The organism is Thorsellia anophelis DSM 18579 (genome assembly GCF_900111395.1).
Classification (GTDB): Bacteria; Pseudomonadota; Gammaproteobacteria; order Enterobacterales; family Thorselliaceae; genus Thorsellia; species Thorsellia anophelis.
In genome coordinates this window covers 34881-59560 of the sequence record NZ_FOHV01000011.1, presented here as the reverse complement: position 1 = coordinate 59560, position 24680 = coordinate 34881, and the positions used below count along the sequence as shown (strand labels likewise).

20 protein-coding genes and 1 pseudogene are annotated in these 24680 nt (G+C 33.9%); 12 read left to right on the top strand and 9 right to left on the bottom strand.

Annotated features, from left to right (window positions below; genetic code table 11):
- Window positions 1-30 precede the first annotated feature (30 nt).
- Entirely contained in the window at window positions 31-1617 is a 1587-nt protein-coding gene (locus BMW37_RS08310) for a TerC family protein (RefSeq protein WP_093319595.1), read from the bottom strand.
- A 606-nt stretch (window positions 1618-2223) separates the two neighbouring features.
- On the opposite strand from BMW37_RS08310, the gene BMW37_RS08300 reads away from it, so the two are divergent.
- Both BMW37_RS08300 and BMW37_RS08295 read left to right on the top strand, forming a co-directional pair.
- Complete coding sequence (locus tag BMW37_RS08300) at window positions 2224-2640, top strand: hypothetical protein (protein WP_093319591.1); 417 nt, start codon at window positions 2224-2226, stop codon at window positions 2638-2640.
- Between the two features lie 663 nt (window positions 2641-3303).
- On the top strand, window positions 3304-3627 hold the full coding sequence (locus tag BMW37_RS08295) for a hypothetical protein (RefSeq protein ID WP_093319588.1): 324 nt from the start codon (window positions 3304-3306) through the stop codon (window positions 3625-3627).
- Window positions 3628-4089: 462 nt separating this feature from the next.
- On the opposite strand, the gene BMW37_RS08290 is transcribed toward BMW37_RS08295, so the two are convergent.
- The 4 genes from BMW37_RS08290 to BMW37_RS08275 form a co-directional block, all read right to left on the bottom strand.
- On the bottom strand, window positions 4090-5340 hold the full coding sequence (locus tag BMW37_RS08290; RefSeq protein WP_093319585.1) for a type II toxin-antitoxin system HipA family toxin: 1251 nt from the start codon (window positions 5338-5340) through the stop codon (window positions 4090-4092).
- Window positions 5340-5642, bottom strand: coding sequence for a transcriptional regulator (locus BMW37_RS08285; protein WP_093319582.1), 303 nt, complete (start codon window positions 5640-5642; stop codon window positions 5340-5342). The genes BMW37_RS08290 and BMW37_RS08285 overlap by 1 nt, the downstream gene beginning before the upstream one ends.
- Window positions 5643-6341: 699 nt before the next feature.
- Window positions 6342-7187, bottom strand: a complete 846-nt coding sequence (gene nfo, locus BMW37_RS08280; RefSeq protein ID WP_093319580.1) for a deoxyribonuclease IV — start codon at window positions 7185-7187, stop codon at window positions 6342-6344.
- Window positions 7188-9050 carry a SulP family inorganic anion transporter gene (locus BMW37_RS08275; RefSeq protein WP_245711046.1) on the bottom strand — a complete coding sequence of 621 codons (1863 nt, stop codon included), beginning with the start codon at window positions 9048-9050 and terminating at the stop codon, window positions 7188-7190.
- A 591-nt stretch (window positions 9051-9641) separates the two neighbouring features.
- On the opposite strand from BMW37_RS08275, the gene BMW37_RS08270 reads away from it, so the two are divergent.
- The 3 genes from BMW37_RS08270 to yciH all read left to right on the top strand — a co-directional run bounded on the left by BMW37_RS08270 (window position 9642) and on the right by yciH (window position 11531).
- Entirely contained in the window at window positions 9642-10316 is a 675-nt protein-coding gene (locus BMW37_RS08270; protein WP_093319578.1) for an inner membrane-spanning protein YciB, read from the top strand.
- A 116-nt stretch (window positions 10317-10432) separates the two neighbouring features.
- Window positions 10433-10987, top strand: a complete 555-nt coding sequence (smrB, locus tag BMW37_RS08265; RefSeq protein ID WP_093319575.1) for an endonuclease SmrB — start codon at window positions 10433-10435, stop codon at window positions 10985-10987.
- Window positions 10988-11201: 214 nt separating this feature from the next.
- Window positions 11202-11531: a stress response translation initiation inhibitor YciH gene (gene yciH / locus BMW37_RS08260; RefSeq protein WP_093319573.1), complete on the top strand. Its 330-nt coding sequence runs from the start codon at window positions 11202-11204 to the stop codon at window positions 11529-11531.
- Window positions 11532-11578: 47 nt separating this feature from the next.
- Here the strand turns inward: yciH and BMW37_RS08255 are convergent, their stop codons facing one another.
- Both BMW37_RS08255 and BMW37_RS08250 read right to left on the bottom strand, forming a co-directional pair.
- Window positions 11579-11785 (bottom strand): YjfB family protein, encoded by a 207-nt coding sequence (locus BMW37_RS08255; RefSeq protein WP_093319571.1) that lies wholly within the window; start codon window positions 11783-11785, stop codon window positions 11579-11581.
- A gap of 149 nt (window positions 11786-11934) precedes the next feature.
- Window positions 11935-13026: a tRNA/rRNA methyltransferase gene (locus tag BMW37_RS08250; RefSeq protein ID WP_093319569.1), complete on the bottom strand. Its 1092-nt coding sequence runs from the start codon at window positions 13024-13026 to the stop codon at window positions 11935-11937.
- A gap of 143 nt (window positions 13027-13169) precedes the next feature.
- Here BMW37_RS08250 and BMW37_RS08245 point away from each other — a divergent pair, with 143 nt between their 5' ends.
- The 6 genes from BMW37_RS08245 (at window position 13170) to yccX (ending at window position 18222) form a co-directional block, all read left to right on the top strand.
- Window positions 13170-13664 carry a PNPOx family protein gene (locus BMW37_RS08245; protein ID WP_093319566.1) on the top strand — a complete coding sequence of 165 codons (495 nt, stop codon included), beginning with the start codon at window positions 13170-13172 and terminating at the stop codon, window positions 13662-13664.
- A 189-nt stretch (window positions 13665-13853) separates the two neighbouring features.
- Window positions 13854-14822: a zinc ABC transporter substrate-binding protein ZnuA gene (znuA, locus tag BMW37_RS08240; RefSeq protein ID WP_177168621.1), complete on the top strand. Its 969-nt coding sequence runs from the start codon at window positions 13854-13856 to the stop codon at window positions 14820-14822.
- A 65-nt stretch (window positions 14823-14887) separates the two neighbouring features.
- Window positions 14888-15646, top strand: a complete 759-nt coding sequence (gene znuC, locus BMW37_RS08235) for a zinc ABC transporter ATP-binding protein ZnuC (protein WP_093319561.1) — start codon at window positions 14888-14890, stop codon at window positions 15644-15646.
- A gap of 17 nt (window positions 15647-15663) precedes the next feature.
- Window positions 15664-16467, top strand: coding sequence for a zinc ABC transporter permease subunit ZnuB (znuB, locus tag BMW37_RS08230; protein WP_093319559.1), 804 nt, complete (start codon window positions 15664-15666; stop codon window positions 16465-16467).
- A gap of 201 nt (window positions 16468-16668) precedes the next feature.
- Entirely contained in the window at window positions 16669-17880 is a 1212-nt protein-coding gene (gene fabB / locus BMW37_RS08225) for a beta-ketoacyl-ACP synthase I (RefSeq protein ID WP_093319556.1), read from the top strand.
- 69 nt (window positions 17881-17949) lie between these two features.
- Window positions 17950-18222, top strand: coding sequence for an acylphosphatase (yccX, locus tag BMW37_RS08220; RefSeq protein ID WP_093319553.1), 273 nt, complete (start codon window positions 17950-17952; stop codon window positions 18220-18222).
- Window positions 18223-19839: 1617 nt separating this feature from the next.
- Here the strand turns inward: yccX and BMW37_RS08215 are convergent.
- Window positions 19840-20952 carry an extracellular solute-binding protein gene (locus BMW37_RS08215; RefSeq protein WP_093319551.1) on the bottom strand — a complete coding sequence of 371 codons (1113 nt, stop codon included), beginning with the start codon at window positions 20950-20952 and terminating at the stop codon, window positions 19840-19842.
- Between the two features lie 136 nt (window positions 20953-21088).
- Complete coding sequence (locus BMW37_RS08210; protein WP_093319548.1) at window positions 21089-22369, bottom strand: extracellular solute-binding protein; 1281 nt, start codon at window positions 22367-22369, stop codon at window positions 21089-21091.
- 382 nt (window positions 22370-22751) lie between these two features.
- Here BMW37_RS08210 and BMW37_RS08205 point away from each other — a divergent pair.
- A pseudogene (locus tag BMW37_RS08205) lies at window positions 22752-24614 on the top strand (DNA topoisomerase III); the annotation flags it as partial.
- Window positions 24615-24680 lie beyond the last annotated feature (66 nt).

Genomic DNA, 24680 nt, shown 5'->3' with positions numbered 1-24680 from the left:
TGCCAGCCTTTGATAGTAAGATAAAGTATCTTACGATTCTGTTTCCTCATCGATAACAATTTGTTTGATCTCTACTTGCAATATTTTGTGATTATCAATTTCTAATACTTTAAACTCATATTGACCGATTGTAAAGTGTTCGCCCAGCAAGGGGATCCTTTCAGATACTTCCATTAAAAGACCTGCTAAAGTTTGATATTCTCTCTTTTTATCGAGTTCAAGCTTGATATGTTGTGCTAAATCCTCAAGGGCTATATTCCCTTGAGCAATCCACTGATGTTGACTTGTTCTATGTATGTCAGAGTTAGTTTGCTCAGGCTCTTCAATTGTAGGGAGATCACCTGCAATTGTTTCCATTATATCGGTCAATGTGACTAAACCTTCAATAGAGCCAAATTCATCAGCAACAAATGCAAAATGAGTTTTAGCTTGCCTAAATTGCTCAAGTGCTGCTAATAGGGAGAGTTGTTCAGGGAAAACTAAGGGTTTTTGCAAAACATTTCTCAATGAAAAAGGGATGCCATTTAGCTGTTGAGTCAATAAGTCAACAACATGTACTATACCAATAGGTTCATCATCATCTCGTTTTTCTTTAATGATAAGCCTAGTATGCGGCTGTTCTTCTAGTAAAGGTAAAACTTTATCTAAATTATCATCAAGAGAAAGAAAAGTCACATCATGTCTTGACGTCATTATGCTATTGACTGTTCTTTCGCCAAGCCTAAGAACTTGCCCAATCATTAATCTTTCTTGAAGATTAAATCCATCTTTGGATAGTTCAGCTTTTGGTTCTGCGCTCCATTCAGGGGCATCATGTTCTAGATCGCTTTGAGCTTGCTTACCACTTAGTAGATTAAGTACAGCTTCAGCTGTTCTTTCTCGAAGTGGTTTACTATTTGATAAGAATTTTTTACGATTAAATGAAGCAACTTGATTGAATATTTCAATTAGGACGGAAAACCCTATTGCTGCATATAGATAACCTTTAGGGATCTTAACTCCGAAACCTTCTGCAACTAAGCTAAATCCAATCATGAGCAGAAAGCTTAAGCATAAAATCACTAAAGTAGGATGTTTATTAACAAATCGGGTTAGAGGTTTACTTGCAAGTAACATTAGGCCAATTGCTATTGTAACAGCAATAATCATGATTGATACGTGCTCAACCATACCCATAGCGGTTATAACTGAATCTAAAGAGAAAACAGCATCTAATATGACAATTTGCGTTACAACTGCCCAAAACTTAGCCGTTTTTCTACCACCGGTGACTTCGTGATCTTCGCCTTCTATTTTTTCATTAAGCTCCATGGTAGCTTTGAATAATAAAAATAGACCACCAACGATTAAAATTAGATCTCTTGCAGTGAAAGCATGTTCAGCTATTGTAAAAAGCGTTGCTTTAAGTTTGATAAGCCAAGATATTGTAAACAGTAAACCCACTCGCATAAGTAGTGCAAGTACAAGGCCTGTAACTCTGGCTTTATCGCGTTGATGTTTTGGGACTTTTTCGGAAAGAATGGCTATGAATATTAAGTTATCAATACCAAGCACGATTTCGAGTAAAATAAGAGAGACTAAACCTGCCCAAGCAGTTGGATCGTAGATCCATTCCATATGTTTGTGTATACCTTTTGCTAGTTTAAAAAATCAATTTAGGAAAAAACACTTAATTGAACGTGTAATTTTTACGCTTAATTTTCAATAAAGCAATATCGTAACAAATACGTAAAAATTTGCAAATGAAAGTACAACTTTTTTAGATAATTATATGAGATGCCTAAGGTTGTTGCAGATATTTTTGGCAAAGTTTGGCAAAGTATAGTTTTGAGTTGTTTAACTCATTTAGACTAGCTAAATAATTCCTAGCTGAGCATTAAGATACTGGGGTATAGTAGAGATAGGTATTAAGATGAGGATAGAATATTAAAATATAAGTCGCTATCCAATTAAGTAAGGTTCACATCCATTAAAAAATTTAATGACCTCTGCACGACTTAAGTCTTTATTAAGAAAACGTTTTTCATTATGAACTATAGCGCATACTTGTATAATATTTTTAGCCATATCAATACCAATGCATCTGTATTTTTTCAGGTATTCACCTGAAATTATTAATAGAGTATATATTTTGCCACAATGTTGAGTTAGAGGGGATGAGTCCATTACATCACTTCAACTTAACCTTAAATATTTTTTCAGTCCTAGGGGTAGTAGAAATTAATGCGTAAGTTAATATTTTTAATTGTCTTAGTATCCGTTTCGTTCGCGATAAGCACTTTTTTTTGTGTAATAAAATTTTTTACAGGGGAGTGGGTAAATTATAATCAATGCAGTTTGTGTTATTACATTAATGTACCAGGAGAAGTTATTGACTTAGTTAATCATGTAAGTTATAAAAATGTCGAAATTTCAGCTAAATATCAAGATGGTACTTCTTTAGATGAATTCACAAAAATTACTTTTACAAAAAACGAAGAAACATTAAAGCAAATAGATGATTTTTTCTTATTAAATAGATTTGAAAAGTACGAGCAGTTTGATGGTAGTTTGAAATATAAAAAAGATAATTTTGAGGAATATTTAGTTAAAGAAGAATCTTTTAAAATCAAAATTATGCATGTTAATTTCAATGAATAAATAGGCAGTTTTGCATTAAATTAATTCTTGCAATTGAAATAATAACACTATCGTAAAACTCTAGTAAACTTATAATTAATTTAATTAAGACTATAAGTTTAGTTAGAATCAGAACATACAAGATATTATATCATCACATTCCTTGCATAGTATCAACAAGGAAATGGGCTTTGAGTAGTCAGCTAATATTCGAAGACTTTATTGGTTGGCAAAATGAAGAAAATAGACATAAAAGCATAAGATATGTCTCACTTGCCTAGTGTTATAGGATGGAAGATACAGCGGTATTTCAGTGTTGTAGAAAACAAGTATATCAAATGGAGAAAATAAACCTTGCTGATCATTTGAAAGACAGAAAGAACGCAATTAGAAGTTAGTTGATTCAGTTATCCTTAATCTAACAAAAATTGACAAAAAACAGATGTAGAAAATGAAAATTTAGGTCAAAAAACAGAAAATTTGTTTGACAGCAATCGTACTTTGCGGGAAGACTTAGTATGTGAATATATACATTTAGAACTAGATCAGGCCTGTTTAATCTTAATCTCTCTTATATATCCCCCTATGAATGGGAAGATTTTACATTTGTATAATGAAAAAATAAAAGCATAATGCATGAAATTTTGTGACAACTGTATTGACATCTAACGGAATTATATTTTTATGAAAAGTAAATATATAAAGTATTTAATCTATGCTGCCCTCATTTTTATTTTTTATCAGGTGATGCAGATTATTTGTTTGCTTTTAATAATTGATGGGAATTTTATTCCTGAACGTAGCAACATATTATTTTTTGAACCTACTGTTATAGATGAAGGCTCTGGAGGATATTGGATATATGGTGAAGACAATGCTAATTACTATTATTTTTTAAATGATGCTGAAAATACCTATATGTTTATAAAGAAAAATAATAACTGCATTAATTTTGATAAACAAAATTTTAATACATGGTGCAAACAAAACTATGACCGAGAACAGTGATATTTTCTTGCTACCGCTTGCTTCTTTTTGTACGAAAATGCAGGGTGATATCGAAAAAAACGTCACATAAATTTACAAATTCACTTAATGGATTTTAAAGCTCAATGGTAGGGTTAGTTAATTAAAATATTGTGTGCAACTAAATACAGGCAATCATTTGGATGTTGTAGAGTGAGTATCTTTAAATACTGATGGTGATACTCTGACCAAAGAAAAAGTCGTGTTTTAATGTTAAATTCCCGATTGGTGGGTTAAATTAGTGACTGAACACAAAAATTCGCTGCAAGAATCAGATTAATAGATGGCGTCAGATTAAAACTTTAAAACGTTGAAGTTTCATCTGGAAATATAATATAAAAGGTGTTTTAGTATGTATCCTACATATATATTTTACAGTCACAAGCTTAAAATAGGGATATTAATACCATTTTAATTCAAATAATAGGAATATATTCCTATTGTTTAAATTCGGAACGCCTCCTGTTTAATTAATTGTTCAGCTCGGCTAATTCCTATTTGATTTGCTATCTTCTGCCAATTTTTGACTGATTCTAAAACCTCATCATATATTTTATTAGCTTCAGCTAGACTTAAATGATAAAAATCAATTGTATCAAATGCTAAGTCGTAATCTAATGAATTATCGTTGTCCGTAACATTGAGATGCAATCCTTGCTTTTCTATTGATGGATTCAAATCAAATGCAGGTGAAAGTTTCCATCCCTTGTTATTAAGTAAAAAACCATGATTACGTAAATGATCATCCGTATTTGAAATAGCGATATTAAAGACTACCCTTCGCCAAAGTTGTGATAAATCCTCTGATGTTCTTGTTCCATAACGCGTAAGGAATTCTGCTATTTCCAAATAACTTGCTTTATGTGAATGATTCCCGTCATAATATTTGAGTTGTGTCATTGCAGATGAAAAATGAATGCGGTTACTGCCTATTCTATCAAATCGCTTGGTTAAAAATGTATGATGTATAGATGATAATTTTTGCAATCTGGATGGGTACATTTCAATTTTTGCCATAATTGCTAATTGGTAAGCGAGCATCTCCCAAGCTCCCATATCAACGGTATCATTTAAATTTGGAAATTTTGCAATCCATAAATGATTATCCGTATCCCTCACACATGCCTTTGGTCTAGCGCCTCCTAGTGAAGACCCTGGAGAAATTAACATACTTAACCATTGATAATATTCGGGTCGATCAATATTACTATCAGCTTCAAGTTGTAAAGCTGCATACTCAAGTTCGCGCAATGATGCGATTGGAGGTGCAGAAAAATCTGTGCTATTATCAAGAAAACTATCCCCTTGTTTTAATTTAAAGCGGATACCTCCCATCCGGTAAGAATCGTGCACACCTAATAAATAATCTAGCTCTGTGAGTATACTTGTCTGCCTTCTACCAGATTTATATTCGATGGCAGCCCTTCGTTGCATAAGTATTCTTCCCCATCTATCTGGGCATGAATCTAAAAATACACGAAAGTTTCTATCTGTTGAGTCATTGTACAAATCGCCCGCATATAAATCTAACATTGGGTCTATTTGTAAGCAATGAGGCGATTTCAGAAATTCGCTATCATATCTGAAGCTAAATATTCCACCTCGGTTTGAGTGGCTATATTTCAGTTCACCTATTAAAATAGGTGGGCTGTTAACTATCCAATCGGCATAAACTTCAATAATTTGTGAGCTCATTATTTTTCACCCAACAACATAATATTTTGTAGTTTTATGCCAACCTCATCTTTAGCTGCAAGTTCTTGAAAATTTGCATCCATACCTAGAATAGACATAACCTTTAAATATGTCCCAATAGCTACGCCAGGGTCACCTGCAAAAACTTTATTTATGGTTTTGACATCAAATCCAGTTCTTTGTGCAATCAGTTTCTTGGTCAATTTGCGTCGTTTTGTTGCTAATAATAAGTCTTCTCCAAATTGTGCCAATATCTGCCTTTGTTTGGGAAATAAAACAGAGTGAAGATTACGTTTTGTCATATCCTTTTCCTAATTTATTTAAAAATAGCAAATTTAAATATATAGGGGCTATAATACCATTAATGCACTTAAAGTGGGAATATATTCCTATTTTAACTTTCAATATGAGTCGATTTAGAGTCTAAGAAAATTGGGTAAGTGAGCACAACTTGAATGAAGTATACTTTTTAATACCCCCTATTCGGTATGATAAATAGTCAAATTAGGAAACAATATATTAATGAACGAACGAAATTAATGTTTACATTAATGCGATTACCATATAAGTTTGTTTAACATAGCTAAAAGAGGGGGCTAAAATGCCCTAGTGTTAACACTCTGAACAGCTCACTTCTTATACTATACTCAATGGAAATCAAGATGCAGGTTTTAGCATTACTTGACGCCTACTGAATGGCAAGCGTAGTAATATCTGCTCCTGCAATTTGAAATAACTTCAATATATTGTAACTCTAATTTTTAAGTAATTTGAATAACGATTATGTTTTTTTAGAATCAATCGTTCTTTTAAAGATAATTATTTTCGCCTAAGAACTAGTAAAGTTAATTTTATGCATATGTCGTTATAAATTAGTACTTGTTAATGCAATGCTTCGCGGAAAGATAATTTAAAACTTGCCATCATAGCTCTGGCATTTAGAGTTAATGGCTTAATTATGGCTCAGTACGATCGTTATCATCGCGCTGAGAGTTCAAAGTTTAGGCTGGGATATGTGATCTTAGCCATAAGATTTCTTCTTTCCAAATATCCGGGTCGATGGTTTCTAAAATTAAAGGAATGTTGTCAAATCGTTTATCTTTCATGATATAAATAAAAGGAACTTCCCCGATGTTACCTTGACCTAGGCTATGATGTCTATCAACTCTGCTTGCAAATTCACTTTTTGCATCATTCAGATGCATACCTTTTAAATATTCAAAACCGACAATTTTATCAAATGCGGAAAAAGTTTTTTCGCAATCAGAGATTGTTCTAAGATCATAGCCACCAGCAAATGCGTGACAAGTATCAATGCAAACACCAACACGACTTTTATCTTCGACACCATCAATTATTTGAGCGAGATGTTCAAATTGATAACCAAGGTTTGTTCCTTGACCTGCGGTGTTCTCAATTACAGCGGTTACAGATTGTGTTGCTTCAAGAGCGATATTGATTGAATCCGATATTTTTTTTAACGATTCATCAGGTGTAATTTTATTTAAATGGCTGCCTGGATGAAAATTTAGCAATGACAGACCTAATTGTTCTGCTCTTTGCATTTCATCAATAAAAGCATCTCTTGATTTCGCTAAAGCATCAGAATCAGGATGGCCTAAATTAATTAAATAACTATCATGCGGCAAGATAAATCGCTTATCAATATTGAATTTTAAACAGGCTTTTGTAAATTCATCAATAGTTTGTTGTGATAGATTAGGAGCATGCCACTGTCTTTGGTTTTTTGTAAAAAGAGCAAGTGCATTTGCCCCAATTTGAAATGCTCTCTCAATCGCGTTTTGTACCCCGCCTGCAGCACTAACATGTGCACCTATAAATTTCATTTATACCTCTTTTGGGATATTATTTGAATCTTCATTAATAGAAGGATGTGTGATTTCATCATCTTGGTCAAGTTGCAAATTGACATTACTATTTTCAATCGCACGATCAAGTGTACTAGGTTCATTTACTTCACCTTCATCTTTACGATTAATTTCATTTTCCGTACTTTGTTCAATACTTTGAATATATCTTACAGCTAAATAAAGATCAGGAAAAAGTAACCAGTCACTATTTTTTTTCTCTTCTATTCTTAACCATTTAGTGAGTTCAGTTTTTCTGCCAGCAAGTAAGATACTGATGTTTTCATCAGCAAGTTCTTGTTTCAATTCCTTTAGACTTGCTATTACACTTACATCTGGATGAGTTAATGCTGAGACCGCATCAACTACAACCCATTTAACAGAATCTTGGTTTTCAGTGTTTTCATTTTCTACTAAATGCAAAATTCGACGTTTAAAATAGGCAACATTAAAATAAGTTAAAGGAGAATTGAATCGATAGATAATTGTATCTTTTATTGGTTCTACAACACCACTTCTGCTTAATGTATGGATACGGCCGTCAGCATCTGCACCAAGTAAACTTTCTGTTGGACGGAAAATAATTCTTAAAAATTGCATTAGCCCCACTAATACAGCAAGACCAATACCGGCAATAACGCCAACAAGCAAAACCATAACAACAGTAAAAACAGCAAGCATGAATGCTTCCTTGTTTCGACGTCTGAGTTTACGGATTGATTTAAAATCAATTAACGACCATGTAGCAAAAATTAAGACGACTCCAAGTGATGGGATGGGGATGTATTGAAGTGGTGATGTTAAAAAGAAAAGAACAAACGCAATACATAGGGCCGCTATAATTGAAACCAACTGAGTTTTTCCACCTATACTATCATTAACTGCAGTTCTAGAGCTAGCGCCACTTACTGCAAATCCTTGAGATAAACCTGATACAATATTAGCAATCCCTAATGCTCTAAATTCAGCATTCGCATCAATTTCATAGCGGTTTTTACTTGCAAAACTTCTTGCTGTTAACATTAAACTTACGAAACTTACTAAAGCAAGATTGAGCGAAGGAACCAATAGATCACGTAATAACCCAGGTTGAAAATTTTTAATATCAATGTCTTCTACTTTATCAGTAAATCTGCCAGTGACTTCAATACCGACTCTCTCTGCAAAAAATGCAGCAAGTGTTGTCATAATAATCATCACAATCAAAGTGGCAGGGAGCTTAGGTGTCAATCGTTTAAATAAAAGTAGCAGTAGCAACGTGACTATAGATGTAGCGAGTGTTGGCCAATGGGTTGTTAAGATATCACTAGGCAATTCAATGATTCTTTCTATGAGTTGGTTTGCAGAGCTTTCATATCCAACTACTTTGCTTAATTGCCCAGTTATGATAGTAATTGCAACACCATTTAATAGTCCTGTCAAAATTGGCCTGGATAGAAGATCGGCTAATGCCCCTAAATGGAGTTTGCTGGCAATTAAACACCAGATCCCCGTCATGATGGTCATCATAATCACTAGCTGCAGATAAATATGCGGGTTACCTTTCGCTAAAGGTGCAACAACCGCAGCAATGATTGCACAAGTTGCAGCATCTGGCCCAATAATAAGCTGCCTTGATGAGCCAAAAATAGCGTAAGCTATCATCGGTAATATACACGCGTATAGCCCGACAATGGGGCTAACCCCCGTTAGCTCAGCGTAGGCAATAGCAACGGGTAATGCGACCGCAGCAACCGAGAGCCCAGCCCTAAGGTCATAACTAAACCAACCACGTTGGTATTTAAGCAGATTTGCCAATCCAGGCATAAGGTGAAAAAGGTATTGCTTATTCAGTATTGCCATAATCATTCCATTTTAAAATCACAAAAACCGTGCTAAATCATCTAAAAACCCGTAAACCATATTTTAATACACTCCATAATATTACTCATCGCTTTCTTAATTGGCTTATAAAATATTGTTCGAGTTAATCACTTGGAGAGATTGAAATTTATTCTGTTTGAACGTTACTTTTTATTAGTATGCACTATAACCCATTGAGTTTAAATTAATCCGTATTAACCATGTGGGTTTATTTAATTTAATAGCATGGTATAACAACCGATGTTAGACTGCAACAGTAGAGAGTCCTGTACATACCTATAAAGATGCTATTTCGATAATGCTTTCTTGTGGTGTGGATTAAGTTAAAAGATTTCAAAAGATATTCTAAGTTGTGTTTATCGGTTATAGATTAGGCTGTATTCTTACCTATGATTAAGTTTTCGTAAGAACATTAGTCAGAGTAATCTAGATTTTGATATACTAACAAGATTGTACATTTTCAGTGGTTATAAATTAAAAGTTTAGAATTTAATTATTTGTAATTACCTAATGCGTAACCTAATGCTAATACTAGGGAATCGCACTTACTTATTAGAAGAGATATAGTAAATGAAATCGTTATTTAAATTTTTACCATTAGTCATTTTTTTCGTTATCTATAAGTATTATGATATTTTTTTAGCAACGAAAGTACTGATAGGATTGTCTATCGTATCAGTAGTTGGCTATTATTTAGTCTATAAGCAAGTCGATAAAATGATGCTTCTTAGTAATGGGCTATTAATTGTATTCGGATTATTAACAATTAAATTTCAAGATGAACAATTTTTGATTTGGAAAGTTTCTATTATCTATATGCTTATAGCAACAGGATTGATCATTACTACTTTCGTGACTAAAAAAAGTGCAATGCAAGTAGCGCTTAAGGATGAATTAACAGCTCCAGCACATGTCTGGCGTAATATTAATATCGGGATGATTCTTTTTTTGGTAATTTGTAGTGGCTTGAATTTATATGTCGGTTGGTCTTTCGAATTTGATTTTTGGTTCAATTTTAAAATGTTTGGTATGCCTGTACTGCTGATATTATTTTTTATAGGTCAATCCATCTACCTGTTTAAAAATGCCACTATGATTGAAAAGGAGACTGAAAACTCTGTTTCTGATGAGATTCAACGTGATATAAAAGGTTCTGATGTAAACAACCAAGATCTGGAATCAAATGAAAAATTAATTGAACTGAATCAAAATGCTGCAGATAATTCGATAAAAAACGAAAAGTAAGGTAATTAAGTTTTAATTAAATAATTTTATTCAATTCAATTGTAGTAATTCGCGTATTTAGGCGCCGCTAACGAGTATACTGCATGGTATTGAATGGCTAGCAATTAGGTGGTGGAATGAATAAAAACCAAGAGGGATACCAAGAAGACTGCGATCTTTTTAAAAATGCAGTTAAAGGCGCAAAGAAAATAAAACAAGATGTTGTAGTGCATGCAACTTCCCTAAAAAAAATGCAAAAACTTAAAAAGTTTGATGAGATTGATTCCAAAATAAAAGATGAGCATTATTTCCAATTTTCTGATATGTATCAACCTAATCTGCCTACTGAAGGGCCTATGCGCTTTATTCAGCCTAATGTGGAAAGTTTTGAGCTTAAAAAACTTAGACGTGGAGATTACGTTCCTGAATTATTTTTAGATGTTCATGGATTAACTCAAATTCAAGCTAAAAGGGAAATTAGTGCGCTAATTGAAGCATGCAAACGCGAAAATGTACTATGCGCTTGCATTATGCATGGACATGGTAAAAATATTTTAAAGCAAAATATTCCTTATTGGCTAGCACAGCATCCTGATGTACTTGCATTTCATCAAGCAAATAAGGAGTGGGGTGGTGAGGCAGCTTTGCTAGTTTTACTATCGACGGATTCAACCCGTGAAATTCGCCGTTAACTTAATGCATATTTATGAAATTATTGTTAAACAAAACAGCTTAATATTTTATTGATCCTAGCTTAATTTAAAGAAGGTTTTCGATATTACCTTTACCAAAATGATTGCTTAATAACGTTGTTATAGCAGTAACTTTTTACGAGCATTGATAATGTTTAAGCCATATTCTGATGAATTTAAAAAATACAAGCTAAAAGAGAATTAAGGAGTGTATATGGCCAATGATCAAAATAGCCGACTAGTTTACTCTACTGAACAAGGTAGAATTAAGGAAGAACCTGTAATTAAAGCTATTCCCAAAGGAGATGGTTTTGTTAGGATATTAAAACAGACTAGTGGAAGAAAAGGCAAGGGTGTGTGTATTATCACTGGAACAGGTTTAATAGGGGAAGAATTAAATAAACTAGCAGCTGAATTAAAGAAAAAATTAGGTTGTGGTGGTGCTGTAAAAGATAATGATATTGAAATTCAAGGCGATAAGCGAGAGTTAATAAAGTCTTTTTTAGAAACTAAAGGATTTAAAGTCAAATTAGCTGGTGGTTAATATTTTAAAGCGCAATCTAATCAATTAGTTTGCGCTTTAAGTGAGAATTAAGCTGTTGTGTTAATTCTAGTACCAACGCTGCCACTTGTTGCAAGTGAAGGTGATTTGTCAATCATTGCAATTAAAGATGCAGCTTGACTTTCATTCACATCTAATGTTTTACGCATAACAGCGGTACCCACTTCAGATTGAACTGAAATTTGGCTTAATTCAGTAGCTGTAGAAACGATTGAATTAACTGAACCTATGTCCATTTTAAACTCCTTATGTTAATTTATAAATCTGTAATCAACGCAATTTGCTGATTATGAAAACTACTTTCTCTTACATCTCTATCATACAGTGAAACTCTGAAGAATGGAATTTTTTTACTCTTTTTGACAGATTGTAATATTTAGTGAATTTAATTTTTATTATGTTGCCACCAATTAGATAGAATAATTGCTGTTGCAACTGAAACGTTAAGACTTTCTACATTACCTGTTCCATCAATCGATATTCTAAGATTTCCCTTTTCCCAAGTGCTGTCTGTTAGTCCATCGTTTTCTTGCCCAATCAGTATAACTGATTTAGCCGGAAGCTTCGTTTTAGATAATGGTTTTCCTTGATGACTAGAAGTACTGATAAGAGTATATCCAGCACGTTGTAAAATCGCTAGTGCATCAAAAAAATCTTCTACATCAATTGGCTGGATGTACTCAGCACCACCTTCAGCTGTTCTAACTGCTGCACCAGAATCGAGTACATTTGGGTCTTGGTGAATAATGGCCTTAACGCCATAATGAGCTGCAGATCTTACAATTGCGCCAATATTATGTGGGTTAGCTACGCCTTCTAAGGCTAGGATACAATCAGTTTTCCCGGCCTCATTTAAATAATCTGTTAAGTTAAGTCGTGTACGTTTTTTGACTGCAAAACAGACACCGCCATGGTGTTCTGTACCACTAATTTTTGTAAGTTCTTCTTTTGTGACAACATTATATCCTTTTTTAATAGAGGCTAAATAACTCAAAGTGTTTCTAAATCTAGGCGTAATTGATTCAATAAACCATGCTTTTACAATTGCATCTGGCCTGTGCTTAAATAAAGCTTGGCATGCATTTTCACCATAAACTTTAATTTCTTCTTTGCGTTGTTGCCGTAATTGTTCAGAACTAATAGCATATTCTTGTTCATTAGTGTCAGGCGAATAGTGACTTTCGCGTTCATTATCATTATTATCGCTAAATGAATTCAGCCAAGCTTGAGATTGCTCGCTTAGCTGTGGACGTTTTTTGTTTTTTTTATAAACAGTAGTGGGTTTATTTTGTTCGTGGCTAGAAAAATTTTTGGTTTGCTTTCCCTTAGAATTAGAAGAAGTTGATTTTACTTTATCTGAAAAGCCAGAGCGCTTGTCTTCTTTTTTTCTATGCGAATTTGTTTGCTCACCTTCACTCTTAACATACATAACTTTGATTTTGCCTTTACGGCCTGTTGCTTCTGATTCATCAAACATAATATTTCCTATAAAATTTTAATTGACTACAATATTGTGATATTACATCAGAGGCCTAGATTGTGCTAATACATTTTTGCTTAAAAAATAAAATGATGATGTAATAATTAAAATCACTTCATATTAAAAATCAGGATTTCATGATGTCAGAAAATAAAGATCACATTACAGATAGAATAATTATTGATTTTATCAACAATAACCATGTCATGACTATATGCACCCAATCTTTACGAGACGATTCACATACAGAGCTAGGTCTAGGTAAAGGTCTATGGTGCGCTAACTGTTTTTACGTTCCTAGTATGGAAATAACGCAGATGCCAGATTTATATTTTATGAGTGCAGATCATTCACTCCATTCAGTCAATATCAGTATGTTCCCAAATGTTGCTGGAACGATTGCAGTGCAGACATTGGTTATCAGTGAAATTCAAGGAATTCAGTTTCAAGCAAACGTTGTAAGGTTGCTTGAACAGGATGCTAATTATAATCAAGCTTTAAGCCTTTATCAAAATCGTTTTGAAATTGCAAAAAAAATCACTCAACCATTATGGACATTGAGATTTGAAAAAATTAAGCATACCAGAAATAGTCCTGTATTTGGTTCAAAAATCATATGGAGTAGGGATAAATAGCTCATAAGTACGATTTATTTTAGGTCTGTTTTATCGAAAGTATTAATCTTCAAATAACGTATTTTCTGTATTATCACACTTAAATTAGATATTCAGGTAAGTTTAAATACCTATTGTGATGTTTTATGAAATGTTATAACATAACATTTTTATGTACTTAATTGGGCAATTTTAATGAGGGTATCTAAAGTGTACAAAACAAAATTTAAAATCAAGGCGAAACACTTATCTAAAAGTGTAATCTTCTGTGGGACATTATTTGCATCACATTTAGCGTCTAGTGAAGTTATTTCCTCTATTCATCCTATCGGATTCATTACAGAAGCATTAACTCAGAATGTAACCGAACATTCAATTTTAGCACCAGTAACAGCATCACCACACGATTATACGATGCGTCCTAGTGATGCTAAAGCCTTAAAAGAAGCTGAATTAATCATTTGGGTCGGAGAAGACTTGGAAGTTTTTATGGCTAAGCCTATTTCCAATATTGAATCGACTAAACAGTTAAATTTAAGTGAAATTCCAGAAATTAAAACAATCATTGATGACAAAGTAGCTCTAAGCGAAAACACTATTGTTGAACATGAACATGAACATGAACATGAAAAGCATGATGTAAATGAGCATGCAGGTCATAACCATGATAGGGATTTACACATATGGATGTCACCTGAAATTAGTCGTATTGCCGCAAAAGCAATTGCTCAAAGACTCACTGAACTTCATCCAAATCAATCAAATATTGTAAATGATAATTTAGCTCAGTTTTTAACTGACTTAGATAAAACTGAAGTTGAATTAGCAGATAAATTATCCTCTGTCAGTCAAAAACCTTATTTTGTTTTTCATGATGCTTATGGCTACTTCGAATCAAGATTTAATCTTAATCGTGTTGGTGAGTTTACAATTAATCCTACTATTACCCCAGGCGTTCAGCAACTAGCTAAAATTAAAGAGACGATTAAAAAAGATGGGGTAGTATGTATATTTAAGGAGCCTCAATTTACACCAGCGGTAGTGAATGCAGTGGTGCAAGGTACTGGCGTTAAAATCGGAGAGCTTGATCCTGTGGGTGCCAATATACAGCTTTCAAAAAATTCTTATCAAGAATACTTAAAATCCCTTGCAGATAGTTATCTATCTTGCTTAGAATAGGGAATTATAAGCTGTAAGAGTGAGTAAAATTCGCTTACAGCATATTTCTTATACAGGATGCATAAATGGAAAGCTTGCTGGTTCTTGATAAAGTCTCTTATCAAACTAATGATAAATTAATTTTAAAAAACATTTCATTATCGCTTGAGAGAAAAAAAATATTGACTTTACTTGGGCCTAATGGGGCTGGTAAATCAACATTAGTCAAACTTGTGCTTGGTCTATTACAACCGTCCTCTGGTAAAATAAAATTCAATGGTAAAGTTCGTATTGGTTTTGTGCCACAAAAAATAAATCCAAATAAATCATTACCGATAAAAGTAAAAGGTTTTTTAAAGTTATCTCCAGGCGCCTCTTCTGAGAAAATTAATTTGCTCTTGACTAAAATAGGAATTAGTTATTTAGCTGAACAAGATTTGCATAAATTATCTGGCGGCGAAATGCAACGTGTTTTATTAGTCAGGGCATTATTAAATTCACCTGATCTACTTGTTTTAGATGAACCAATGCAAGGGGTTGATGTAACTGGACAAGCTGAATTGTATTCTCTTCTTAAAGTCTTAAGGATTGAACTTAATTGCGCGATATTGCTCGTATCACATGATTTACATTTAGTGATGGCACAAACAGACTATGTTTTGTGCTTAAATCAGCATATTTGTTGTCATGGTACGCCTGAGGTCGTTTCTGCTCATCCTGAATATTTATCAATGTTTGGTATTCAGTCTGTTGATCACTTAGCGATCTATAAACATTCTCATGATCATTGTCATGAACTTGATGGACACATTCATCACCATGATACACTGCCTCATAATCACTAATATGAAATCAACTAATTATGTTTGAAATTATACTACCAGCTTGGATAGCAGGCTGCTTACTGTCATTTTTAACCGGCCCACTAGGTTCTTTTGTTGTTTGGAGAAAAATGGCTTATTTTGGTGACACACTAGCCCATGCATCTTTATTGGGGGTTGCTCTTGGGTTATTTTTACAAATAAATGCGTTTTATGCAGTGTTAGCAACAACGTTAATTATTGCAATTTTATTATATAAGCTACAAAAAAGTCCTTTCTTATCCATAGATACCTTACTTGGTATTTTTGCTCATAGTGCTTTATCTCTAGGTCTTGTGATTGTGAGTATTATGCCTGGTGTTAGGGTTGATTTAATGAATTATCTTTTTGGTGATTTATTGGCTGTAACTTGGGATGACCTTATCATTGTATCTATAGGGGTCGTGCTTGGCTGTACATTACTTTTTTGGCAATGGCGCACTTTAATTGCTATGACAGTTGATAGTGACATCGCTCATGTAGAAGGTTATAAGATAGGCCAGGCAAAATTATTACTTATATTGCTTACCGCTTTGGTTATTGGTTTGGCCATGAAATTTGTTGGCGCCTTATTAATTACTTCGTTATTAATTATTCCCGCATCGACTTCTCGTCTTTTTTCTAAATCACCTGAGCAAATGGCATTGATGGCGATTGGTTTTAGTGTGCTTTCTGTGACTTTAGGATTGATACTATCAGCCATTAAAGATACACCTGCAGGGCCATCTGTTGTTGTTGCTTCTGCTTTTTTATTCACCTTCAGTTTAGTGATACATCATATAAAAAGTAAAAAAATAGATGCTTAAGAGTAGGTTCGATTTTTAAATTTAAATCAATAACTTGATTTTTAAGTTATATTTTTTTTCAAAAAAATATAAAATTTAACTTGTTCAGCGTACAACTGTGCGCTAAAGTAGGCATTGAGCTTACACGTGTAAGCTATCAAATGCAGTGCAGTAAATTCATAAATTATTTTAATGTCAATACATCATGTTGGAGTTAACTCGATGAAAAGAGCAGTAGTAACAGGATTAGGAATTTTATCAAGCATTGGTAATAATTGCCAAGAAGTCCTTCAATCCCTTAAGGCAGGTAAATCTGGTATCACATTTTCTGAAGAATTTAAAGAAATTGGAATGCGTAGCCAAGTTTGGGGTAATATTAAACTTGATACAACTGGTCTTATTGACAGAAAAGTTAGACGTTTTATGAGTGATGCTGCTGTATATGCTTACATTGCAATGGAAGAAGCGATTAAAGATGCAGGTCTTCCCCCTGAAATGGTCTCAAATGAACGCACAGGTCTTGTAGTGGGTTCAGGTGGTGGTTCTGCTCGCAGTATTGTAGAAGCGGCTGAGGGTATGAGAAAAAGAGGCGTAAAAGGCGTAGGCCCATATGCTGTGACTAAGGCGATGTCTTCTGGTGTATCCGCTTGCCTTGCTACTCCATTTAAAATTAAAGGTGTAAATTATTCAATTTCTTCTGCTTGTACGACATCTGCCCATTGTATTGGAAATGCAGTAGAGCTAATTCAATTTGGTAAGCAAGATATTGTTATTGCAGGTGGCGCTGAAGAGTTATGCTGGGAAATGGCCTGTGAATTTGATGGTATGGGAGCCATGTCTACTAAATATAATGACAATCCTTCCGTAGCCTCAAGAGCGTATGATACGAATAGAGATGGTTTTGTGATTGCAGCGGGTAGTGCGATTCTTATTATCGAAGAGCTAGAACATGCTCTGGCTCGCGGTGCAAAAATATATGCTGAAATCGTTGGTTATGGTGCAACATCAGATGGTGCAGAAATGGTATCACCTTCAGGTGAGGGCGCAGTTCGTTCAATGCAGCTTGCTATGCAAAATGTTGATACCCCAATTGATTACTTGAATACACACGGTACATCAACACCTGTGGGTGATATCATTGAATTAGATGCCATTAAAACTGTCTTTGGCGATAAAATGCCACCAGTTTCATCAACAAAATCAATGACAGGTCATTCACTCGGTGGTACAGGTGCACAAGAGGCAATCTATAGTATTTTAATGCTAGAAAACAATTTCATAGCGCCGAGCATTAACATTGAAGAAATGGATGAATTAGCTAAACCTTATAATATCATTACTGAATATACTGAGCGTGAATTAAATACCGTCATGTCTAATAGTTTTGGATTTGGTGGAACAAATGCAACATTGGTTATGCGTAAATACAAGTAATTTTTTACATAGCTAATTAAATAAAGGTATGGGTTATCCCATGCCTTTTTTTTTAACCGTGGAGGCATCATGAAGGTGACACAACGTGCTTTTGTAACTGGAAAGGTTCAAGGTGTGGGATTTAGATATCAAACCAAAACTCATGCAATATCATTAAATTTAGTAGGGTATGCTATGAATTTAGAAGATGGCTCAGTTGAAGTTTGTGTAACGGGTGAGGAACAAAATATCCAGAGTTTATTTGATTGGATCAAAAATATTGGCCCACAGTTTGCTAGAGTAGATAAAGTACTAATTGAGCCTGCTCGATTAAAAGAATTTAATCAATTTGCCATTTTATAAATCACCTCACTGATGAACTTAATTAATACTTTTTAATCAATGATAGTTATTCACATAAACTGTGTATAACCTTGTTCATTTTTTTGTATAACTATCATAAAACAAGACCTATCAAGGATTAATAGATTTTGGCTAATTAATGCCTTTGTATATTCATTTATCTTCTTATACAGCAAGATATTAATGTATTTGAAGATGTTTTGAATTCGCCAGTATCAATAACTGTCTTTTATCCATTTTGCCATAAAACTCCGTCCTTAGGGGCAGGAATATAGGGCGTGATGTATTGGTATTGCTCGAGTATTATTATCATGTCTGCTAAGTTTAGGCTTCATTAATGCTCATGGAGATGCCATGAACAAAAGCAAGAAAGGTTAAGACGCTGATATAAATCTTTTTTACATGCAGTGGTATTAAAATTTTGCAATTGCAAAGTGATGTAATATTTTATGTGAAAAATGAAGATAACAAGCATTTGCGGGTAGGATTGAGTTATGCACATACACTGTGGGTAACTCTGTGAATGACGCTTTGATATCTTGCTTAACGTTTGTTGTGTTAAGCTTTTTGTTAAAAGATGCTTAATTAACCAATCGAGTTTAAAATCGGCAATTAGAGGGATTTTTAAAAATAACGGACATGATTTTAATTTTGAAATTATGCTTTTTGTTTTCAGCTTATAAGAAAACTATTGAATTTTCTTCAATTGATTATTATACACAAAATCTGTGGATAACTCTGTGGAGGAATCTTTAGTAACTATTGCAAAGCTAGTAATATTAGTAATCAGCGATAGATTGTTTTTGTTGTCTAATTAGTGAGCTTTACTTTTGGTTTTGTTTTAATTAATTTAAAATCAATTTCTTATAATTAACCTGTTGGGTTTATCAAGTGACATTCTCAGGCAGTCAGGAGTTTGCCAAGTTTTAAAAGTTATGTACTCTAAATAAAGTTGGATTGGGGATAACTATCTCATTGGTTTTAGGTAAACTTAAAAAATGCAACTAAAGAGAGCAAAATAAAATGAAATAAATTCCTTGACAAGGATTGACTGTATTTTGCTCACTAAACTATAGAAAAATCAGATTTAATGGATGATAATCTGTCAGCTAGCTTTAGCCCTATTTTAATAAATAATACAAGGCTCATAAATGCATCTTAGTAAGGCTATCCTTAGAATAAATGGTGGTTTTGTATAAAAAGTAAAGCTCGCTGCTATTGGTGAGTATTTAACAAGTACTTTCTATTTCATTACATTTTTTTGTCACTATGGCAGCTAAGTTTGTAGCAATAATACTTAAGCACTTGAATGTAATATTGGCATGGTTATGCTTGAAATTAAACCTCCAATGGGTTTCTATGAGAGGCCTTAAAAATATCCTAAAAATGATTGCACGTGTACGTGGAAATATGAAAACTTTTTTGGCAGGTTCAGACTTGTTTATTATCGGAGCCTAGTCATGGCTCTTTCTACTTGCTATAAGTTTATTCAAATTAAATTTTAACTAAAAGTTTATATATGGTCGTGCTCAGCTAGAATATTCTATTTATTATGCATTATCCTAGAAATAGCATAATGCATAATAAAAAAAACTAGCTTTACAGATGATATCAATCTTATTTCGACGTGACGATTTCAGTCCACATTCGTGTAATGGCGCGTTCTACTTTTGGTGGTTGAACATTAAGAGTAAATAAGTTTGCTCTGACTTCATCAGATAGATTAATGCCTTGATGAGTTTTAAGTGAATCAGACAAATAAGGAGTAGCATTAAGGTTTGGATTTGCGTAATACACAAAATTTGCAATATTGGCAATTACCTCAGGATCTGCAATATAATTCAAAAACTCGTGCGCTTCTTTGACATTTTTAGCATCTTTAGGGATCGCAAATACGTCAAAAAAAGCAACGGCACCTTCCTTAGGAACAAAGTAGTTTATTTCAACATTATTATTTGCTTCTTTTGCTCGTCTACCTGCCTGTAAAACATCTCCTCCCCAGCCTATAACCGCACAAATATCGCCATTTGCAAGGTCATTAATGAAAGTAGATGAATGAATATAACGTACATAAGGACGTAGTGAAATTAATAAGTTTTTCGCTTCTTCATAAGCTTTAATATCTGTTGTATTAGGGTCATGACCAAGGTAGTGGAGCGCTGAAGCGATGATTTCAGTTGGGTCATTCACCCATACCATTCCACATTCACTTAATTTTTTAGCATTATCAATATTAAAAACCATATCCCAGCTATTTAATGGTGCATCTTCTCCAAGAACAGTTTTGACTTGCTCTACATTATAGCCTATACCGGTTGTTGACCAAAGGTATGGAAAAGCATACTTGTTGTCTGGATCATGTTGGCTGACTAATGATAATAATTGTGGATCAAAATTATCCCAATTGGGAATTTGTGATTTGTCTAAGGGTTGATAGATGCCCATTTCGAGTTGTCTTGCAAGAAAATTAGAGCTTGGTATCACAAGATCAAAACCTGTATTGCCTGCCATTAGCTTGCTTTCAAGTACCTCATTTGAATCAAATCTATCATAAGTGACTTTTATGCCACTTTGTTTTTCAAAATCAGCTATTGTATTAGGTGCGATAAAATCAGACCAATTATAAATATTCAAAACGCGTTGTTCGTTTGCAAACATTGATGTGGATATGAAACTCGTGGAAAACAAAGACGCAATGAGGACAAATTTAAATTGGGTTTTGAAAGTCATTTTCTAAAAGCTCCTTAAAATTTTAAGACTAAAATGTGATTCAATTTATTATTAGAAAGATTTTTTAAGTAAAGTGCCAGCAGTTACAAAAACTACTGGCACTCATTTTGTTGTACTGATAATACTCTTTTAGTATTTATTTAGTGGTTAATACATCAGTCCAAGCGCGAGTGATGGCACGCTCGACTTTAGGGTCTTTAACTGTTAGTGAAAATATTTTCGCTTTAACTTCATCAGGCGGGTAAATATTTTTGTCTTCAGTTAAAGCGGTATCCATAAACTCAGTTGCTTTAAGATTTGCATTAGCATAGAAAACATAATTACTAATATCGGCAATTACTTTCGGTTCAAGCAAGTAATTTAAGAACTCATAAGCCTCATCAATGTTTTTTGCATCTTTAGGAATTGCAAATACATCAAAAGATGCAACTGTACCCTCTTTGGGTACTGAGTATCCAATTGATACACCATTATTCGCTTCTTGTGCTCTCGCAGCCGATTGATAAATATCGCCACCATATCCAACAGAGACACAAACATCCCCATTGGCTAGATCACTGATATAACTTGATGAATGTAAATAACGCACATATGGTCTGACTTTCGCAAGGAGTTCTGATGCCTTTTTATAATCATCTGGGTTTGTACTATTTGGGTCTAAACCTAAATAGTTTAGGGCAACTGAAAACATTTCGGTAGGGTCATTTAGCCACGTAATACCACAGGATTGGAGCTTCTTGGCATTTTCTTCATCAAAGATTAATGCCCAGCTATCAGTAGGTAATTTGTCCCCAAAAATTTCAGTCATTTTTGCTTTATTAAAACCTAAGCCAGACGTTGCCCACATATAGGGAAATGAATAGGTATTATCCGGGTCATCTTTAGCAAGCAATTCCAGCATTTTAGGGTCTAAATTTTCATATTGTATTAACTTTGATTTGTCTATAGGTTGATACACACCTATTTCGATTTGTTTGGCTAGAAAATTAGAGGTTGGCACAACCAGGTCAAAACCAGTATTTCCTGCCATTAGTTTACTTTCTAATAATTCATTAGAGTCGAATACATCATAAACCACTTTAATACCTGTTTTAGCTTCAAAATCAGAGATGGTATTTGGTGCAATGTAATCAGACCAATTATAAATATTCAGCACTCTTTGTTCTTTGTTGGCATCTTCAGCAAAAGCAGAATGAGATATTCCCAAAGCAGCTAATAGAGCGACTGATATAATTGAAGTTGAAAAACGGTGTTTAATTCTAATGCACTTTAGAGACTTTGATTTATTGACTTTATTAAGTATATTAAAGCCATCTAAGGTATGATAAGAATTAGATAGAAGCGTTTGAGTATTCAAACGTGAAAAAGAACGTGTTAACGATGTAGTTTTGAGAACAAAACGGAATGATTGCAGCATGACCTGTAACCCCCAAAAAAATGATTAAAATATGCTTCTGATGAAGCCGTATACAGTTTTTAAAGTATCACCTATATCGATTAGTTTGTTTTATTTCGCTCATTAAGTTGTTATTACCAGCATCAACTCAATTTTGCAGTGGACCAAGCTAATGACATACTTTAATCCTTGCGTAAAACTGCTAGACTATTATGGACAAGTTAAAAAAAAGTTAAAGTGTTTTTTGTCTTTTATCCCTAAAAATTTATTTAAAAGTGATAAAATAGCAGATTAAAAAATTAACTCTGTTAGGAGCGATGGGAATATAAAAGTCGATATTCTCATCATTTTAATGGAATATTAAAGTTCATCTGTTGCTGAAAAAGTTGAGAGTATCATCCTAATGCGTTTATTTATTGCAGAAAAACCAAGTTTAGCAAGAGCCATTGCTGAAGTTCTACCAGGACCCACTAAAAGAGAGGATGGGGCGATAAGAGCTGCAAATGGTGATGTAGTGACTTGGTGCGTAGGACATCTACTTTCGCAAGCAGAGCCAGAGGCTTATGACCCAAAATATAAAAAATGGAATTTAAATGACTTGCCGATTATCCCACAAAAATGGCAATTAATCCCAAGAGCGGATGTAAAAAAACAGTTGATGGTAATCAAAAATCTATTAGCAAAAGCAACATCGATTATTCATGCAGGCGATCCTGATAGGGAAGGCCAGTTATTAGTCGACGAGGTATTTGATTTTTTAGAACTGGATAAAGAGCGCAAACGAGCCATACAAAGATGTCTTATCAATGATCTTAATCCTCAGGCAGTGAAAAAAGCGATAGATAAAATGCGCCAAAATAGCGAATTTATCCCCCTATCAACATCTGCATTGGCTAGAGCGCGAGCGGACTGGCTTTATGGGCTTAATATGACACGAGCTTATACACTATTAGGCCAACGAATGGGGCATGAAGGAGTTTTGTCAGTTGGTCGCGTTCAAACACCAGTGCTAGGATTAGTTGTTCAACGAGATAAAGATATTAATCATTTTGTTGCTAAAGATTTTTTTGAAGTTAAAGCGGTTCTATTTGCTGATGAAATTGAATCAAAGAAACCTAGTCCATCTTATACATTTACAGCGCTATGGCAACCTAGTGAAGCTTGTGAACCCTATCAAGATGAAGAGGGGAGACTGCTCAATAAAAATTTAGCTGAACATGTCATTAAAAGTATTCATAATCAACCAGCAGTCGTCAAACAATATAGTAACAAAGTAGAAAAAGAAATTTCGCCACTACCGTTTTCGCTATCAACATTACAAATTGAAGCGGCCAAAAAATTTGGTTATAGTGCCCAGCAAGTGCTTGATACTTGTCAAAAGCTGTATGAAATGCACAAGGCTATTACTTATCCACGTTCAGATAGCCGTTATTTACCAAATGAGCACTTTAATGATAGACAGTCTGTTATTAACGCAGTATTACAACATAGTTCTCATAAAGCCTTACCAAATGGTTTTAATCCCGACGTCAAAAATCGAGCATGGGATGATAAAAAGGTTGATGCACATCATGCGATTATTCCAACTGCAAAAGCATCAAAATTGCATTTTAATGTGATGGAGCAAAATATTTATGATTTAATTGCTCGCTATTATTTGATGCAATTTATGCCAGCGGCACAATATAGACAGTGTCAAATCGAACTGGCAATTCATGGTGGAAAGTTTTTATCTAGGTCAAGATTTTTGCATGAATTAGGTTGGCGTGCTTTGCTTGATGTTAAGGAACAAAATGATACTCAAAATAAAGAAGGTGAAAATGAGGCCATCTTTTTACCCGAACTTAAGGTTGGAGAAGTTATTTTTTGCGATCATGGTGAGTTATTATCCAAACAAACACAGCCACCAAGACCTTTTACTGATGCGACGCTGTTATCTGCTATGACGAATATTGCGAGATTTGTACAAGATAAAAATCTGAAAAAGATTTTGCGAGAAACAGATGGGCTAGGTACCGAAGCAACTCGAGCCGGTATTATTGAATTGCTATTTAAACGTGGTTACTTGGTCAAAAAAGGAAGAAGCATTAATTCTACTGATAAAGGTAAGATGTTAATTAACGCGTTACCGGATATTGCGGTTAGGCCAGATATGACTGCTCATTGGGAGTCTGAATTATCTAGAATAAGCGAAAAAAAACAACAATATAAAGATTTTATGGCCCCACTAATCGAGACACTCAACCAGTTAATTTTTCAGGTTAAAAATTATAGGTAAGCTAAGTGTGTATGGCGAATTCAAATAGTTAGAGCATAAAGTTAGCCATATCGG